At 38.8% G+C, this 17801-nt stretch carries 16 protein-coding genes; 10 read left to right on the top strand and 6 right to left on the bottom strand.

Annotation, left to right across the window (positions count from 1 at the left end; translation table 11 throughout):
• Positions 1-22 precede the first annotated feature (22 nt).
• Together LT090_RS00875 and LT090_RS00870 are read left to right on the top strand one after the other, a co-directional pair.
• Positions 23-1375: an MATE family efflux transporter gene (locus LT090_RS00875; protein WP_068547256.1), complete on the top strand. Its 1353-nt coding sequence runs from the start codon at positions 23-25 to the stop codon at positions 1373-1375.
• Positions 1376-1455: 80 nt separating this feature from the next.
• The gene (locus tag LT090_RS00870) at positions 1456-2709 is read left to right on the top strand and encodes an MFS transporter (RefSeq protein ID WP_082897233.1); all 1254 of its coding nucleotides are present in this window, start codon (positions 1456-1458) and stop codon (positions 2707-2709) included.
• Between the two features lie 55 nt (positions 2710-2764).
• Here LT090_RS00870 and nfuA read toward each other — a convergent pair whose 3' ends face one another.
• Positions 2765-3343, bottom strand: coding sequence for a Fe-S biogenesis protein NfuA (gene nfuA, locus LT090_RS00865; RefSeq protein WP_068547275.1), 579 nt, complete (start codon positions 3341-3343; stop codon positions 2765-2767).
• A 288-nt stretch (positions 3344-3631) separates the two neighbouring features.
• Here nfuA and LT090_RS00860 point away from each other — a divergent pair, with 288 nt between their 5' ends.
• On the top strand, positions 3632-6190 hold the full coding sequence (locus LT090_RS00860) for a M14 family zinc carboxypeptidase (protein ID WP_157726649.1): 2559 nt from the start codon (positions 3632-3634) through the stop codon (positions 6188-6190).
• A 35-nt stretch (positions 6191-6225) separates the two neighbouring features.
• On the opposite strand, the gene LT090_RS00855 is transcribed toward LT090_RS00860, so the two are convergent.
• Complete coding sequence (locus tag LT090_RS00855; protein ID WP_068547258.1) at positions 6226-6972, bottom strand: ComF family protein; 747 nt, start codon at positions 6970-6972, stop codon at positions 6226-6228.
• A gap of 113 nt (positions 6973-7085) precedes the next feature.
• On the opposite strand from LT090_RS00855, the gene bioH reads away from it, so the two are divergent.
• The 6 genes from bioH to LT090_RS00825 all read left to right on the top strand — a co-directional run bounded on the left by bioH (position 7086) and on the right by LT090_RS00825 (position 14114).
• Positions 7086-7871: a pimeloyl-ACP methyl ester esterase BioH gene (bioH, locus tag LT090_RS00850; protein WP_068547259.1), complete on the top strand. Its 786-nt coding sequence runs from the start codon at positions 7086-7088 to the stop codon at positions 7869-7871.
• A 27-nt stretch (positions 7872-7898) separates the two neighbouring features.
• Positions 7899-9194 (top strand): NADH:flavin oxidoreductase/NADH oxidase family protein, encoded by a 1296-nt coding sequence (locus LT090_RS00845; RefSeq protein WP_068547261.1) that lies wholly within the window; start codon positions 7899-7901, stop codon positions 9192-9194.
• A 12-nt stretch (positions 9195-9206) separates the two neighbouring features.
• Entirely contained in the window at positions 9207-10358 is a 1152-nt protein-coding gene (locus LT090_RS00840; RefSeq protein ID WP_068547263.1) for a mechanosensitive ion channel family protein, read from the top strand.
• Between the two features lie 2 nt (positions 10359-10360).
• Positions 10361-10696: a DUF4144 family protein gene (locus LT090_RS00835; RefSeq protein ID WP_068547264.1), complete on the top strand. Its 336-nt coding sequence runs from the start codon at positions 10361-10363 to the stop codon at positions 10694-10696.
• Between the two features lie 12 nt (positions 10697-10708).
• A complete protein-coding gene (locus LT090_RS00830) occupies positions 10709-13603 on the top strand; it encodes a response regulator (RefSeq protein ID WP_068547266.1) in 2895 nt (964 codons plus the stop codon).
• 166 nt (positions 13604-13769) lie between these two features.
• Positions 13770-14114, top strand: a complete 345-nt coding sequence (locus LT090_RS00825) for a VanZ family protein (protein WP_082897234.1) — start codon at positions 13770-13772, stop codon at positions 14112-14114.
• A gap of 50 nt (positions 14115-14164) precedes the next feature.
• Here LT090_RS00825 and LT090_RS00820 read toward each other — a convergent pair whose 3' ends face one another.
• The 4 genes from LT090_RS00820 to rph form a co-directional block, all read right to left on the bottom strand.
• Positions 14165-15007 (bottom strand): IS3 family transposase, encoded by an 843-nt coding sequence (locus tag LT090_RS00820; protein WP_082897286.1) that lies wholly within the window; start codon positions 15005-15007, stop codon positions 14165-14167.
• The gene (locus tag LT090_RS00815; protein ID WP_068547899.1) at positions 15007-15513 is read right to left on the bottom strand and encodes a helix-turn-helix domain-containing protein; all 507 of its coding nucleotides are present in this window, start codon (positions 15511-15513) and stop codon (positions 15007-15009) included. The genes LT090_RS00820 and LT090_RS00815 overlap by 1 nt, the downstream gene beginning before the upstream one ends.
• A gap of 96 nt (positions 15514-15609) precedes the next feature.
• Positions 15610-16251, bottom strand: coding sequence for an orotate phosphoribosyltransferase (gene pyrE, locus LT090_RS00810; RefSeq protein WP_068546172.1), 642 nt, complete (start codon positions 16249-16251; stop codon positions 15610-15612).
• 40 nt (positions 16252-16291) lie between these two features.
• Positions 16292-17005: a ribonuclease PH gene (rph, locus tag LT090_RS00805; protein ID WP_068546173.1), complete on the bottom strand. Its 714-nt coding sequence runs from the start codon at positions 17003-17005 to the stop codon at positions 16292-16294.
• A 228-nt stretch (positions 17006-17233) separates the two neighbouring features.
• On the opposite strand from rph, the gene LT090_RS00800 reads away from it, so the two are divergent.
• Positions 17234-17800 carry a thioredoxin family protein gene (locus tag LT090_RS00800; RefSeq protein ID WP_068546174.1) on the top strand — a complete coding sequence of 189 codons (567 nt, stop codon included), beginning with the start codon at positions 17234-17236 and terminating at the stop codon, positions 17798-17800.
• The last annotated feature ends 1 nt before the right edge of the window (position 17801 follow it).

Below are 17801 nucleotides of genomic sequence, written 5' to 3'. Positions count from 1 at the left end.
TTATCGCGACAGGTTTTTTTCATTGCAAGCAAAACAAATCACTGAACGCAAAGCATTATTTGCGCTTGCGATTCCAATGATCCTCTCAAATATTACCGTGCCATTGTTAGGTCTTGTCGATACCGGCGTCGTTGGCCATCTACCAGAGTCATATTTTTTGGGCGCAACAGCGGTAGGCTCGATGATAATTACTTTTATCTCTTGGTTTTGTGGTTTCCTTCGTATGTCGACGTCAGGGTTATCGGCGCAAGCCTATGGCAGCGGCGATACTCAGCAAGGCATACTGGTTTTAAGCCGTGGCATCATTGTCGCTTTAATCATCGGTGCAATAGCAATAGCCATTCAAGTCCCATACATCAAAGGCGCGCTATGGTTATCCGGTGGTAGTGAGCAAGTTCAATTTTACGCACGGCAATACAGTGAGATTCGCGTTTGGGGGCTACCGGCAGCGCTTGCCAACCTAGTGATATTAGGTTGGTTATTAGGAATGCACAAAGCCAAATATGCGATGTGGTTACTGATCATTACCAATTTAGTCAATCTGGTACTCGATTTATTGTTTGTTCTGGTGTTTGACTGGCAAATCGTCGGCGTGGCAAGCGCCACATTAATTGCCGAATATAGTGGTTTTATCATCGGTAGTTTATTTATTTTTAAAACGCTTGGATTAACAACAAACTCAGTTATCGATACTCTGCTTCAGATAAAACAAAAGGTATTTGAAAAAACCGCGTTTGTTCCTTATTTAAAATTAAACCGCGATATCGTCATTCGCACTTTATGCTTAGAAATTTGTTTTGTGTTCATCACCTTTATGGGTGCTCGCATGGGCGATACCGTAGTGGCAGCGAATGCCATATTACTAAATTTCCTACTACTTATTTCCTTTGGGCTTGACGGCATTGCCTATGGCGCAGAAGCTCGAGTTGGCCGAGCAAAAGGTGCAAACGATAATAAAGCAATGCAATTAGCCGTTAGCACCGCGCTCAAATACAATCTGCTATTTGCTGTTCTGTATTCATTGTTTTTCTTGTTATTAGGCAATGCCATTATCCATTTATTATCCGACATCGAAAGCGTTAATAATTACGCCTTACAATTTTTACCTTGGATAGTTGCCTTACCGGTATTGAGTTGCTGGTGCTACTTATTTGATGGCATTTATATTGGCTTAACCAAGGCCGATGTAATGCGCAACAGCATGATTGTATCGACATTTTTTGTATTCTTTCCGGCATGGTTTTTATTTCAATCATTCGGCAATCATGGCTTATGGGCGGCATTTTGTTTATTTATGATTTCTCGCGGCGTTACACTCGCTTTACATTATTACAAGAACGCCAATAATCTACACAGTGATGTTGTCGACCAATAAATAATATCGCTATCTAGGTTTAAATTTCCTATAGTAGGCCTAAATGTTTCACTTTATTTAAATAATTTATAGGAATTACTGTGCTGTTGAACCTCGTTATTGTCGTCGCCTTAATGTTAGGTGCAGCAGTGATAATCAGTAAAGTTTATCGTTTCCCGCGCAATATCTGGGTACTGTTTGTTACCTACCCATTGTTATTGGCTATTTCCCCTATTATCACTCTGATCGCCGGCTTATTGGCGAAACATATTGCACCGAGTGAGGATTTAGCCACACTGCCACTTACTTTTATGATCACCGGCGTTGCTTGCAGCACCTTCGTTGCGGCAAAGTTAGCGCAACGATTAGGTCGTAAAAAAGCAACAATGTTCGGCTTTATTCTGGCAATTATTGGCGGCTTAATTGCCATGCAAGCAGCACGAATAGGCAACTTTAATTTATTGCTCGTCGCAAGTTTATGTCTTGGTGCTAGTGTCGCTTTCGCCCAACAAATGCGCTTTGCAGGCATTGAAAGTGTTGATAGCGACAGTACCGCAAAAGTCGTATCAACCTTAATGATTTCCGGTATTTTTGCCGCATTTATTGGTCCAGAAATTGCCGTTATTGCCAAAGACTGGATAGACTCGCCTTTTGGTTACGCCGGTTCATTTCTCGCGTTTTCTTGTCTGGCAGCTCTAGGCTTGATCATTTTTCAACTATTTGAAAGTCCGGAAATTGAACAACAGCCTGATACACAAACTCCGACAAGACCGTTAACTGAAATTATGCGTCAGCCGATATTTATCATTGCTATTTTAAGTGGTGCAATTGGCTATGGTTTAATGAGCTTTTTGATGACAGCGACACCATTGAGCATGCATGAAATGAATGGCCATACCCTTGATGATACTAAATGGGTGATTCAATCTCATATCGCAGCAATGTTTTTACCTTCATTGGTTACTGGCTTTTTGGTACTGCGTTTTGGTTTAGAGAAGATATTGCTAGTTGGTATCATTACCTTTGCGATTACCGCAGTTATCGCCCTGCTTGGTCAGCAACTAATGCATTACTGGTGGGCTTTAGTATTACTTGGCATTGCTTGGAACTTTCTATTTCTTACCGGTACTGTGCTATTACCGCAAAGTTATCGACACGAAGAACGATTTAAAATACAGGCACTTAACGATTTCCTAGTATTTTTTACCCAAGCATTTGCATCATTGATGTCGGGTTGGCTGTTGTTTAGATACGGTTGGAATAGTCTAATTTATATCAGTATGCCGTTTATCGCTATTATGTTTTTGGTGAGTATTTACTTTTTCAAATACAAAAAGAAAAACCGAATCAAGTAACTTGATCCGGCTTTTTTTATTCATTAATAATGGACTAATATAGGTGTGATAATAATTAGTAGTATGAGTGTTCGCCGCGTTCATGCTCAGTAGCATCTTTAACGCCTTTGATTTCATCACCCATTAACTGAACTAGTTGTTTTTCAACACCGTCTTTTACCGTTAAGTCAATTTGGCTACAACCATTACAACCACCACCAAATTGTAGAACGGCATAACCATCATCAGTAATTTCCATTAACTGACATTCACCACCATGGCCAGCAAGCTGCGGGTTTACTTCAGTTTGAATGAAGTAGTTAACGCGTTCGAACAATGGAGCATCGTCTGCAACTTTTCGTAATTTTGCATTCGGTGCTTTTAACGTAAGCTGCGAGCCCATTTGGTCAGTAACAAAGTCTACTTCCGCATCGACTAAATAGTTTTCACTATCTTTATCAACTAATGCCGCGAAACCGTTATATTCGATGCGAATATCATCTGCTTCAATTGCTTCCGCTGGGCAGTAAGATACGCCACATTCAGCTTGTGCAGTACCAGGATTTACTACAAATACTCTAATACAAGTACCTTCGGCCTGTTGTGATAAAAGCTTTACGAAATGCTCTTGTGCTGTATCAGAAATTTTAATCATTGTTGTCTCACTCATGCTAACGACAGAGTCGGAGATAAAGCGCTATTTTGTGCTGCGTTATCGATACCCGACTATTTTACTCAAGTATGGCGCTATAATACTATTGTCTGTCAGTAAGCGCTAGATATATCGCCGATTTTATCTTCTTATTTATAACTTATTATTTGCATGATCAGTAATTATAATTTGCAATTACCATGATATTTTCGTTTTACCGTTTATAATTTGGTAAGCTATTAAAAAGATTATACTTTTAAACATTAAACCAAAGCTGTAGGAATCGTTATTTTGAATAAACTAATAAATTTAGTGAAATTGATGGCAATAGCATCGCTATTATTTCTTGCTAAAGTACAAGCAGAACCGATCAATTACTATTTTGAAAACAACGAAAACTATAATAAAGACATCCCAACTCCCGAATCTGTCTTAGGGTTTAATGTCGGTGACCGACATGTTCGTCATGATCAATTGATAAACTACTTTACTGAATTAGCAGCCAAAAGCGACCAGGTAGTATTATCAAAAATAGGTCAAACAAATGAGTATCGCAGCCAAGTATTAGCAACCATTTCGAGCAAACAAAATCTACAAAACTTAGACCAAATATTGGCTAATCGCCGCGCCACAGGAAAACAAGATAAAGATGCGCCTGCAGTAGTTTGGCTTGGCTACAGTATCCATGGTAACGAGATATCTGGCTCGAATGCGTCATTGTTGGTTGCATATCATTTGGCAGCGAGTAATTCAAAGGAAGTCAGCGATTTACTCGCCAACTTAATCATCGTTATTGAACCAAGTATGAATCCAGATGGCATGGATCGTTACAGTACTTGGATCAACGGTAACCGTACAAAAACACTCAACACTGATCCTGAACATAGAGAGCATTACGAGCCTTGGCCGAATGGCAGAACTAATCACTATATGTTTGACTTAAATAGAGACTGGTTGCCACTAACACAAATTGAAAGTCGCAATCGTGTCGCTCAATTCCATTATTATAAGCCGAATGTGTTAGCCGATTTTCATGAGATGGGCAAAGACTCAAGCTATTTCTTTCAACCGGGCGTACCTGATCGCACGAACCCATTAACGCCAGCCAAAGTAACCGAGCTTACTAATACTTTTGCCAATTATCATCGCAGTGCCTTAGATAGCCAAAACAGACTGTATTATAGTGAAGAAAACTTCGATGATTTTTATTATGGCAAAGGCTCAACCTACCCAGACATTAATGGTGGTTTCGGAATTTTATTTGAACAATCAAGTAGCGAAGGTTCAGCGATTGAAACCAGTAATGGTGTGCGTAGTTTTTCATATTCAGTTAAAAATCAAGTCATTACGTCTTTTTCCACGTTAAACGCCGCGAAAGATAATAAGCAGAAATTACATGCCTATCGCAATGAGTTTTATCAAAAAATCGATGATTTAGCAGATGACGATGACTTTGATGGTTATATTATTCAAGAGCAATTCGATAAAACTCGATTAAGTAATTTTCTAATGCTGTTAAATCGCCATGAAATTAGCGCTTACCCTTTAACGCAAGCCTATCAAGGTGACTATGAAGATTACTTACCACAATCAAGTTATTTTATTCCGCTTAAACAAAATCAATATCGTTTAATTAAAACCATATTTGAGCAAGTAACTAAATTTAAAGATGAAACTTTTTATGACGTATCAGGTTGGACATTGCCACTCGCCTATAATATCCATTCGGTGCGCATTGAAACCAGTAAAAGTATTCGCTTTTCAAAAAGTCCTTGGCAGCCAAAGGCAAAAAACCTAAGCATTCCAACTCAACAGTCTTACGCCTACGCCTTTCATTGGCAGGATTTCAATGCGCCAGCAGCACTAAATCAATTACTCAGTGCCAACATTAATGCCAAAGTAGCGACTAAGGAATTTACTGCGAAAATTGGAGAAAAAATAGAAACATTTAGCACTGGCTCTATCGTGATCAACAAAGGTGAACAAGAAAATCCAGATTGGTTTAAGGTGTTAACCGATGTTGCTGCTAAATACTCAATCGAGCTACATGCTCTGTCGACGGGTCATAACCAAAATGGCGTTGACCTTGGTAGCCCTTCGTTACGTGTTGTGCAACCAATTAAGGTATTAATGCTAGCAGGGGTTGGTGTGTCTCCATATGAAGCAGGCGATATGCTGTATTATCTAGACAATATGCAAGATATCCCTGTCACTGTGGTTGAAGTCGACCGTATCGGCAATGTCGACTTAAACAATTACAGTCATATTATTATGGTTGATGGTCAATACCGAACAATGACTGATAGCAACATCAAGAAAATCGAAAGCTGGCTTAAAAATGGCGGTACTATCTATGCGCAAAAACGTGGCGCTCGTCTATTGTCGGATAAAAATATCGTTAACACTGAGTTTGTCAGTAAAAAAGGGATTGATCGATTATTTGGTGTAAGAAATTTAAGCTATCAAGATAAACAAGAACTTGCCGCAAAGAAAAGACTTTCTGGCGCCATTTTTGCGAGTAAATTAGATACTTCTCACCCGTTAAGTTATGGTTATACCGATAGTGATTTACCTCTGTTTAAAAACTCTACCTTGATTATGGAACAACCATCTACGCCATTTATCACAGTATCTCAATTCAAACCTGAAGCACTGCTAAGTGGTTACGCTTCAATGCAAATTGCGGATAGAGTCAGTGATAATGCAGCGATAATCGCTCACAACGTTGGTAAAGGACGAGTTATCTTAAGCAGTGAAAACCTTGTGTTTAGGGGCTATTGGCATGGCAGTGCAAAAATTGTCGCTAATGCTTTGTTCTTTTCTAAAGTTTTTAGTGCAAGTAGTGAATAACAATACTCCAATACAACGATGCTAGTTAGCGAATATTAGCTCGGCATAGTTAAACATATACTAAGCACGGTCACTGTTTGTACGCCGTGCTTTTTTAATTCTCGAGCTAATTCTGACGCAGTTGCCCCAGTCGTTACTACATCATCAATCAAGCCAACATGCTTAGGTAAAGCACACTTGGTGTCCACTGAAAATGTTGATTTTAAGTTTCGTCGTCTTTGTGCTCCCGTTTGACCTACTTGCTGTTTGTTATTAACCCGTTTATTGAGCACATTATCGCGATATTCAATGGTCAAACGCTTTGCCAATCGCTTACCGAACAAGGCCGATTGATTATACAAACGTGAACGTAATCGCCTTGAATGGATAGGTACAGGTAGCAACAGTTCTGGCATATCCTCGATAGATAACTGTTGCTTTAAATGGTCACTAAAAACATCGGCGAGCAAAGTAGATACTTCAAAACGACCTTGATATTTCAATTGCCCTATCCACAAACTAAATGGTGGCGCATAAGGCGCCAGCGAGACCAGTTTATCGAAGTGAATTTGTGGTAGATTTCTGCGTATTAACGGGTGATTAAGTAAATTACTTTGATATTGTTTTAATTGCAGGGTATTCAAATCTGCATGGCAAGTGTTGCATAGCATAGTGTAGCGTTGACATGGTTGCTGGCACATGTCGCAACGTGAGAGTAACTCTCGTATGTTTTGCTGAACACAATATTTTACCGCTCGATATAAACGTCTAAAACAAAATTTATTTTTCTGGTTAATTTCCATATCAGCCTTCCTTTGCTTAAAATGAATATATTCCCTTTAAATTTTCTCAACACTGTTTTGTCATTTCACATAAAAAGCAGTGCATCGACAAACTGGAGCATAAAGATATAAGCATGGCAGATACTTTAAAATTTAACACTATAGGTGACGGTAAATCATTAGTATTTTTGCATGGCTGGGGACTCAACAGCGCTATTTTTGAACCAATTGCCGAACGCCTAAGTAAGCATTTTCTTATCACTACTATCGATTTACCCGGTTTTGGCCGCAATAGTGACGTTGAAATCTCAAACTATGACTTAGAAACAATTAGTGCCATGGTTGCCGACGTTATCGAGCAACCTAGTATCATTATTGGCTGGTCACTTGGTGGTCTTATTGCAACCAATATAGCCTTACACTATCCAGTGCACGTGGATGGATTGGTCACCATTACCAGTAGTCCGTTTTTTGTCGAACAAGAAAATTGGCCCGGTATTAAGGCTGAATTACTGCAATCTTTCCACCAACAATTGAGTATCGATAGTAACAAAACCATTGAAGGTTTTTTGAAAATTCAAGCCATGGGTTCTGAGCACGTTCGCAATGATATAAAACAAATAAAACAGCTGATAAAACAATACCCCCAGGCAACAACTGACACCTTAGATAGTTCTCTTTCCTTATTAGAAAACGTCGACTTGAGAAGTAAAATAAGGGCGTTAAAAATGCCGGTATTAAGAATGTATGGTCGCCTTGATTCGCTAGTACCCAAAGCGGTGATTGAGCAAGTCGACAAACTGTTACCTGACAGTGATAGCTATACATTTCACCGTGCTTCCCATGCACCATTTATTTCCCACGCCGATGAATTTTTTATCGTGTTATCGGATTGGTTAACTGGTAATATTGAAAAATAGATTTAATAATTTTTGTAAAATAATCAAATGACAACATCACCATTAGCACAATCTTTATCCCTTCCTTGCGGCCAATCACTGATTAACCGTATTGGCAAAAGTGCAATGACGGAAGGGCTTGCCGATAGCCTCGACAGACCCACTAAGCAACACGAACAACTCTACAGAACATGGTCTGAAGGCGGCACGGGTTTATTGATCACCGGCAATGTTATGGTCGACAAACGATACCTAGAGCGTGCTGGTAACGTTGTACTTGAAGATGATTCGGCACTGGAAATTTTTAAATCTTGGGCGCAAGCAGGAACGGTTGCAGGCAATCATTTATGGATGCAAATTTCACATCCAGGACGTCAATGCCCGAGTTTAGTCAATAGCGAACCTTTAGCGCCTTCAGAGGTGCAATTAAAAATGCTTGGTTCGTTTTCAAAACCACGAGCTTTAACGCAAGCAGAAATTGAAGATATTATTCAACGCTTCGCTACTACCGCATCGCTTGCTAAAGAAGCAGGCTTTACTGGCGTGCAAATACATTGTGCTCATGGTTATTTGATTAGCCAGTTCTTATCTCCAAAAATTAATCAACGACAAGATCAATGGGGCGGAAGTTTAGAAAATCGAGCTCGCCTAGCACGCAGTATTGTTCAAGCCGTGCGAAAAGCAGTAGGTGATGATTTTCCTATTGCAGTAAAACTTAACTCTGCCGATTTCCAAAAAGGTGGCTTTTCACTAGAAGATTGTATGCAAGTTGCTAAATGGCTTAGTGAAGACAGCATTGATTTATTAGAGATTTCTGGCGGTACGTACGAGCAATTAAGTTTAATGGGTGTTGAGGCAACCGAAGTACGAGAGAGTACTCGCCGCCGTGAAGCCTATTTTATTGAATACGCTGAAGCGATTAAACAAGCAGCTAATGTGCCACTGATGATAACCGGCGGCTTTCGTTCTCGCGACGTAATGGAGAGTGTGATTAACGAAGGTGAAATCGATGTCGTTGGTTTAGCAAGGCCGTTATGTACACAACCTGATGTTAGTCAACAACTGATCAATCAAGAAATCGACAAAGTCGATGATTTTGAACAAAATTTAGTATTGGGCAGTGGTATTTGGGGTAATAACAGTTCATTATCTTTGGTTAAAGCGATAAATAATGTTGGCCAAGTAAGCTTTTATTATCAACAAATAATTCGACTTGCTAATAATCAAACAGTTGATAAAACGCTTACGGTATTCCCTTGCTTTGCCAAACATATGCTTAACGATACACGACTAAACTTAAAGCGTAATAAAGCTCAAAACAAATCCTTATTTAGCAAAAACTAAGAGTAATAATTAATGGCCGAATGGAAACAACGACTTACTGAATACCTAAGCTACATTGGTGACAATCCAATTATGCATGCTTTTGTGATTATTCTTGCTTCTTTAGTTCTTGCTTGGATATTAGACAAAGTGGTTATCGCTTGGGTCAAACGTATGACCGGAAAAACCGAAGCCGAGTTTGACGATCAATTTGTTGAGTTATTACACAAGCCCTTGTTTTATTCGATTTTAGTGTTTGGTATTTCTGTCGCCGCTAGCATTATCAAGTTTCCGGCCGAAATTGGCGATGTGATCTTCCCAATTTTCTACACTATTTTGTTGGTGATGTGGACCATGTTTGCCTTGAAGGTAACGAAGATGGTGCTGCAACGCATGGCTGGTAATCAACAGCATTTTCATATACTGCACGCGCAAACATTACCTCTATTTGAAAACCTTGCCCTAATCCTAATAATCGCGCTGTCGGTTTACTATATATTTTCTTCTTGGGATATCGACATGTCAGCGTGGCTGGCATCGGCAGGTATCGTTGGTATTGCGGTTGGTTTTGCGGCTAAAGATACGCTGGCTAATTTATTTAGTGGTGTATTTATTATGGCGGATGCGCCTTATAAGATTAAAGACTACATTGTGCTTGAGACCGGTGAGCGTGGCGCTGTAACCAATATAGGCTTGCGTAGTACTCGTATTTTAACTCGAGATAATATTGAGGTGACTGTACCAAACTCGGTAATGGGCAATACTAAGGTTATTAACGAATCTGGCGGACCAAGCACCAAGTATCGTATTCGCGCACAAGTTGGCGCAGCTTATGGCAGTGATATCGATTTAATCGAGCAAATCTTGCTAAAAATTGCTAAAGAAGAAAAAGAGTTGTGTAGCTATCCAGAGCCAGTTGTTCGCTTTCGTATGTTTGGCGCTTCGAGTTTAGATTTTGAATTGATGGGCTGGATCACCGAACCGGCCAATAGAGGTCGTATATTACACCATGTAAATAGCGCCATATATAAAGCCTTTGCTGAGAATAATATTGAGATCCCTTATGCAAAACAAGACGTTTATATTAAAGAGTTTCCGGGAGTTCCTACCGATAAAAGTAGCCAATCAAAGCCAATTGAAGCTAACCTCGAGTCTGAAAAAACAATGCCGAAAGAGTCGTCATAGTTATGATCCAGTGGCCCGCTATAATAAAACACGATGGTGAAGATGAATTAATTTACATTCACTCTAAAAAACACTGGCTCGAAGACGAGGAAATGCTGTTGTATATATTCAGTGAGCGAGATGTTCTAATAGATGCTACAGGTAAAGTATTTCCGTTAAAAGAGTTGCAACAAGATATTGAACATAGTAATTATTTAGTCGAGGCTAGCTTAGACAATATAGTTGAATTGATTCAACACCATGCCAGTATTGTAGGTAATTGCTGCAGCAGCAAAATTCAAACTGAAAATATTTTGGCGGCGATAGAAATGGTGCGAACGATAAAACAAGAGAGTTAGAATATAAATCAAATGCCCAAAAATAAACCAACTTATGTGCGCTGGTGGCAAGAAAACCAAAATATTTGGACCTTGAGCTTTGGCGAAGAACATAAAGAAATAGATTACAAAAAACAAACTTATTATAATAAATTGCTGCAAATGCGCGTAGCAATAATTGTAGGTTCACTGCTGTATTCTTCTTGGTTCATTGTTGATTATATGGTCGAGCCAAAATTTGCTTTAGACTCTTTGGTTTTGCATATCATATGTTTCTCAATTTTTATTGTTACCTTTTCCTGTTCATTCTTTTCATTCTTCAAGAAACGGCTTGTTTTGCTAGTAATAGTTTGTGCCATTGCAGTGAGTTCTGGTCAGCTATATAAAGCCGTTAATTTTGGCGATGTATCAGCACATTATGCGCCACTTGGCACAAGCTTGTTGCTGTTTTGGGTCTTTTTAATTACCGGTCTAAGGTTTATCAGTGGATTATGGATTGCTTCGATCATTCTGTTGTCCTACATTTTAATTTTTGTAACCAATGACTATATTGAGACAAATGCTTTATTAGCGCAGTTTAATATAATTTTCTCTACGTTTTTAATGTGTTTTATTCCAAGTTATCTAATTGAATTATCATCTCGAAGAGATTACGAGCAGTCTCTAATGTTGAAGAAATTATTAACCGATAGAGATAAAGCCGTTGAAAAAGCTAATATTGCTAATCAAGCTAAAAGTGACTTTCTAGCCAACATGTCCCATGAAATTCGAACACCGATGAATGCAATTATTGGAATGAGTCATCTGGCCTTGGCGACTGATTTGAATGAAACTCAATACAATTATATTAGTAAAGCACATACAAGCGCAGAATCATTGCTCGGTATTATCAATGACATTCTTGATTTTTCAAAAATTGAGGCCGGAAAATTAGAAATAGAGCATATTGAATTTCACTTAGAAGATGTTCTCGATAATTTAGCTAATCTTTTACAACTGAAAGTTGCAGAGAAAGAAATTGAGCTAATTTTTGATATCGATACCGAGTTACCTAAAAACTTAATTGGTGATCCGTTGCGATTAGGTCAAATTTTAATAAACCTCGGAAACAATGCCGTTAAATTTAGTAAGGAAAATAGCGAAATTTTAATAAAGGCTGAGAAGCTAGATCTCATCGATGATCAGATCACCTTAAAATTTTCAGTTATTGATGCTGGTATAGGTATGACTGATGAACAAATGGCAAATCTATTCAAATCGTTTTCTCAAGCGGATTCCTCCACAACCAGAAAGTACGGCGGTACTGGACTTGGGCTAGCCATAAGTAAATATTTAGCGCATGCAATGGACGGAAATATAGGTGTCAAAAGCGAAGAAAATCTTGGCTCAGAATTTTTCTTTACAATTAGATGCGCCTTGCAAAAGTCTGCGCCGACAATACGCAAGAATAAATTAGTTAACTTGAGTGGTTTGAAAGTGCTAGTGGTTGATGATAATGACTCTTGCCGAAATATTTTAAAACAAATATTAACTAGTTTTAACTTTGATGTCACTGTAGCTAGTTCCGGTAAAGAGGCACTAAAACTGATCAATAAATCAATTAATTCAAAACCATTCGAATTTATATTAGTCGACTGGCAAATGCCTGAAATGGATGGTATTGAAACTATACAAAAACTAGTATCAATACCACATTATAATCCTTCAACGAAGGTTATAATGATAACTGGGTACAATAAAGAAGACGCAGCGCAAGCAGTTAATGATTTGAGAATTGATAAAATACTCACAAAGCCAATTACGCCATCGCACTTGCTTGAATCAATTTTGCAAGTACATAGAGAACAAAGTGAAAAACCGTCATCTGGCCAACGTCGAAAACAAGTATTTTCTGAAAGTATCGAGAATTTGCAAGGCGCTAAGATATTGTTAGTTGAAGATAATGACTTAAACCAAGAACTTGCTATCGCACTTTTAACGTCAAATGGACTAGAAGTTACTCTGGCTGAGGATGGACAACAAGCTATTGATTGCCTTGAGCAAGAAAGTTTTGACGGTGTTCTAATGGACTGTCAAATGCCAGTGTTAGACGGTTACAGCGCCACTAAATTAATCCGCAAGCAAGAGCGCTTTTTATCGCTGCCAATTATTGCTATGACCGCAAATGCAATGGCTGGTGACCGTGAAAAAGCCATAAATTCAGGTATGAATGATCATATTGCTAAGCCAATAAACGTCGATACAATGTTTAATACCATGGCCAAGTGGATCTCACCTAAGCTAGCTAAAACCAAGGTTCTTTCGACAGGTGATGAAGGACAAACAGAAACGTTCAATTTTTCATTATTATCTGTATTAAATGTAAAAGAAGGTATGGCTACAACCCAGCAAAATAGTCCTTTATATCACAAGCTACTAAATCGATTTTTTAACAGCTACCAGCAGTTCGCTGATACATTTGAAGCAACACAAGATGTAACAGGGGATGGTGGAAAAGTGCAATTGGCCCATACTTTAAAAGGCGTAGCGGGCAATATTGGCGCAACTTCTTTGTACCAAATTGCTAATAATCTAGAGCAATGCTTAATCGCAGGGGACAATATAGGAAGTTTATTTGAGCAAGTGGTGATAGAGTTAGATAAAGTGTTAAGTGATATAAAATCCTATTTACACGCTCATAAGATGGATCAAGTCGAAGCTAAGTCAGTCAGTAGAAAAGTCAATGATGAAAATACAAAACTGTTATTAAGAGAGTTAACCGAAGCTCTACATAATTTTGATACTCAAGCTGTTGATATATTAGAACAATTAACCCCTTTATTTTCAGATCCTAATGTTCAAAATACATTACAAGTTATGCAAAAACGCCTAGAAGAATATGACTTTAGTCGTGCGTTAGAGCTGCTTGAAAGTTCAGATTTGATTTAGTCTAAACAGAATTAAAGAACCTAAGTCCGTTAACAAATTTATAACAATTTGTCACAACACTTTGATATAAATATAGTTATTATGGCCAGCATAATTAACTGCCTACTGGACTACGATGAAATTTATTGCTTTGCTTTTTTTCAGCTTCATCTGTTTGATATTATTCATGGCTAACACTGGCCAAGAAAACGTGTTATTCGAGGTAAAACAGGCCGTACCTTACGGTGATAAGATTGGTCATTTCCTTGTGTATGGAATGATGACATTGTTTGCCAACTACGCCTTTAAGTTTCGCTATTTTGCCAATAATAAATTTAACCAATACGGTGCCGTTGTGGTCATCGCATTTACCACCTTTGAAGAGTTTAGCCAGTTACTTTTTAGTACTCGCACCTTCAGTTTATATGACATGATTGCCAACCTTGCTGGCGTTGGAGTATTTACCATGGTATCAATTTATATGGGCCAACAGAGCAAGCGTTATAACCAAAATCTTGTTATCGTTAAATAACAAAAAAGCCGCATCAAAAATGAAGTGACCCCAGAAAGTTGGACACTTTATTAAGCGGCTAATAAGGCTTGATTTCGATACTCTATCGGACTCAAGCCTTTTAATTTCAACTTAATGCGTTTGTTGTTGTAGTAATGAATATATTCTTTGATGCAGTCGATTAACTCGTCCGCATCTTTGAACTCCTCACGATGATACATTTCTGTTTTCAGAATTCCAAAGAAATTTTCTGCTACAGCATTATCTAAGCAGTTACCTTTTCTCGACATACTTTGTTTTAACCCTGCTTTTCTTATTATGTTTTGCGTCGTTTTCATTCGATATTGCCAGCCTTGGTCTGAATGAATCACTGGCTTTTCATGATCCTTTAACGTTTTTAATGCATTGTTTATCATGTCTGTCACCAGTGGAAGGTGTGCCGATTTCCTTACTTCATAGCTGATAACCTCTTGATTAAACAAATCAAGAATTGGCGACAAGTACACTTTTTGTCCTTTGACTTTGAATTCCGTCACATCAGTTACCCACTTATGGTTAGGTTTGCTTACCTTGAAGTTTCGCTCCAATAAGTTAGGTGCTGTTGTACCGACTTCACCTCGATATGACTTGTAGCGCTTTGGTCTGACTTTTGATTTAAGGTTTAATTCAACCATCAAGCGCTGCACTGCCTTATGGTTAATCAAGGTTCCAGCGCTACGTAGCGCACTGGCAACTCTTCGATAACCATACCGTCCCTTGTGTTCATGGAACAGGCTCTTAATTAATACCTTCACGTCCGCGTAGTTATCTGGCTTACGCAGGGCTTTACATTGATAGTAATAGACACTGCGGGCTAGACCAGTAGCTTCCAATAAATGTACGAGTTTATACTTTGCCTTAAGCTCTTGAACCACTATCGTTTTTTCTTGGTTCGCTTTCTTTTTTCTTGAGCTAAGGCTTCTAACTTTTTTAATACAGCATTCTCAGCTCTGAGGTACTCTAACTCTTCCTTCATTTCTTCTTCAGACATGCTTTCAGGAGATTTACCTCTGTGAGAGTTTGGAGTTTTAGCCATCTTTGGTCTACCTATCTTTTTTGGTGTTAAATTATCAGAGCCTGACTGATTATAACGTTTTAACCACGCTGATAATATTCCTGATGAAGATAAATCGAAATAGGCGCTTGTATAGCTTAATGACCAGTTTTCTTCTGCCATTGTTTTAATGACATGAAGTTTAAATTGTTTGGAATATGGGAGGCCAGGATGTTGAAAGGCGTTGCTTCCATGGATACGATAAACTGCTCCCCAGTACCTAATTTGTCGACAGCTAACACCAATCTTTCGGCTTAGTTCAATTGAGCTTGTTTCTTCAGCCTTGATGGCCGTTTCTATTTTAAATATTCTTTTATGCTTGGACATAAAAAGACCCCCAGTAATTGGATAGTCCAACTATTGGGGGTCACTTCAAAATGCGGCTTTTTAAATCACTCTACTGATTAAATTTTTAGCTATTATCTAAATACCATATTGAGCGCGGTATGCTTTAGCATTTTCTAAATGCTCTTGCATTTCTGGTTTATCAGATAAGTAAGTAATTACATCGCTTAAGCTTACAATGGAAATAACCGTCGTACCAAAGTCGCGTTCAACTTCTTGAATCGCTGACAATTCACCTTGACCTTTTTCTTGACGATCTAAGGCAATCAATACACCTGAAAGATCAGCGCCATGGGCTTTTATAATTTCCATTGATTCACGAATCGCTGTGCCAGCAGTAATAACGTCATCAACCAACATTACCTTGCCAGCCAATTCAGAGCCCACTAAAGAGCCGCCTTCACCGTGAGTTTTTGCTTCTTTACGGTTAAAACAATATGGCATATCCATATTATGATGATCGGCTAAGGCAACTGCCGTAGTCGTCGCGATTGGAATACCTTTGTAAGCAGGGCCAAATAGTAAATCAAAATCAATACCCGAGTCTGCCAGCGCTGCAGCATAAAAACGACCAAGACGCGCTAAGTCGCCACCAGTATTGAACAAGCCAGCATTGAAAAAATAAGGACTTGTACGGCCAGACTTTAAAGTAAACTCGCCAAATCTTAGTACTTGCTTAGCAAGGGCAAACTCAATAAATTCGCGTTGATAATCTTTCATTGTTTTTCCTGTTCTAAATCTTTGTGTCTATTTACGACGATTAGCTTAACGCTGCTTTTTGAGCGTCAAATAATTCACTAATACCATCTTTGGCAAGGACCATCATTTCTTGCATTTCTTCGAAACTAAACGGCGCTTCTTCGGCAGTACCTTGAACTTCAATTAATTTACCAGTATCCGTCATCACAACGTTCATATCGGTTTCAGCAACAGAGTCTTCTGGATAATCCAAATCGGCAACCGGTGTACCTTCATAGATACCTACAGACACAGCAGCGATCATGTGTTTAAGCGGGTTGGTTTTTAATACCCCTTTAGCACGTAAGTGATCAAGTGCATCTACTAGCGCAACGCAAGCTCCAGTAATTGATGCAGTGCGGGTGCCACCATCTGCTTGAATAACATCACAATCAACTGTAATTGTATTCTCACCTAACGCTTTTAAATCTACCGCCGCGCGCAATGCACGAGCAATTAGACGTGAAATTTCTAAAGTACGGCCACTTTGCTTGCCACTAGCAGCTTCTCTGCGCATGCGAGTATGAGTAGAGCGCGGTAACATGCCATATTCCGCAGTTATCCAGCCTTTACCTTGGCCTTTAAGAAAACGTGGTACGCCCTCTTCAGCAGTAGCTGTACAGATAACCTTAGTATCGCCAAACTCAATAAGTACCGAGCCTTCCGCATGTACGGTAAATTGACGAGTAATCGTAACAGGTCTAATTTGACCAGCTGTTCTGCCACTTGGACGCATAAAATTTCCTTAAATCGTAAATGATTGTTTGGCGCGCATTATAAAGAATTATCTCTGTTTTTTATAGTAAAAACGGCGATTAAATCTGTTATCTAACTATCAATAATAAAGATGTTGAAATATAGTTAGTAGTAACTAGGTCTCATTAGTATGTTCTTGAAAGATAGATAACTTCATCCAGAATAATGTTTTAGAAAACATGTCGATAAAAGTATAGATAAAATTACTATGATTAAACGTACCCTCAAATTTGCTCGACAAACTTTAATGACTACTTTGTTATTTAATGCATGGTTATTCAGTACCTTGGCTGTCGCCGCGCAATTACCATTGTATAGTAAAGTGTATGATGAACAACGTGACCCCTTTAAAGATGCGAAAGCAGCAATCCAACTTGCCAACCAATCTAATCGTAATGTGTTAATCGAAATTGGTGGAAACTGGTGTACTTGGTGTCACAAAATCGATGCATTTCTTGCTGATAATCCGGATATCTATAATGCCTTACACGAGAATTTCGTGCTGTTAAAAATCAATGTCAGCGATAGCAATGAAAATGAAAAATTTATGGCAGGTCTGCCGCCGGTGCTTGGTTACCCACATATGTATGTCTCTACCGGTAAAGGCAAGATGATTTTATCTAAAGATACTGCAGAGTTTTTGCGCTCAGGCGAATATTCGCGCGAAGCGTGGTTGCAATTTATTGACCAGTTTAAAGCTGAAAACAACCAACTAAACCTCAGTAAAGCCGGCACTAAAACAAGCGCTGAAAATAACACCGCTAAAAACCCATGAA

The sequence above is a fragment of the Thalassotalea crassostreae genome, from assembly GCF_001831495.1.
In the GTDB taxonomy this organism is placed as follows: Bacteria; Pseudomonadota; Gammaproteobacteria; order Enterobacterales; family Alteromonadaceae; genus Thalassotalea_A; species Thalassotalea_A crassostreae.
This window is presented reverse-complemented; position numbering and strand designations above follow the sequence as displayed.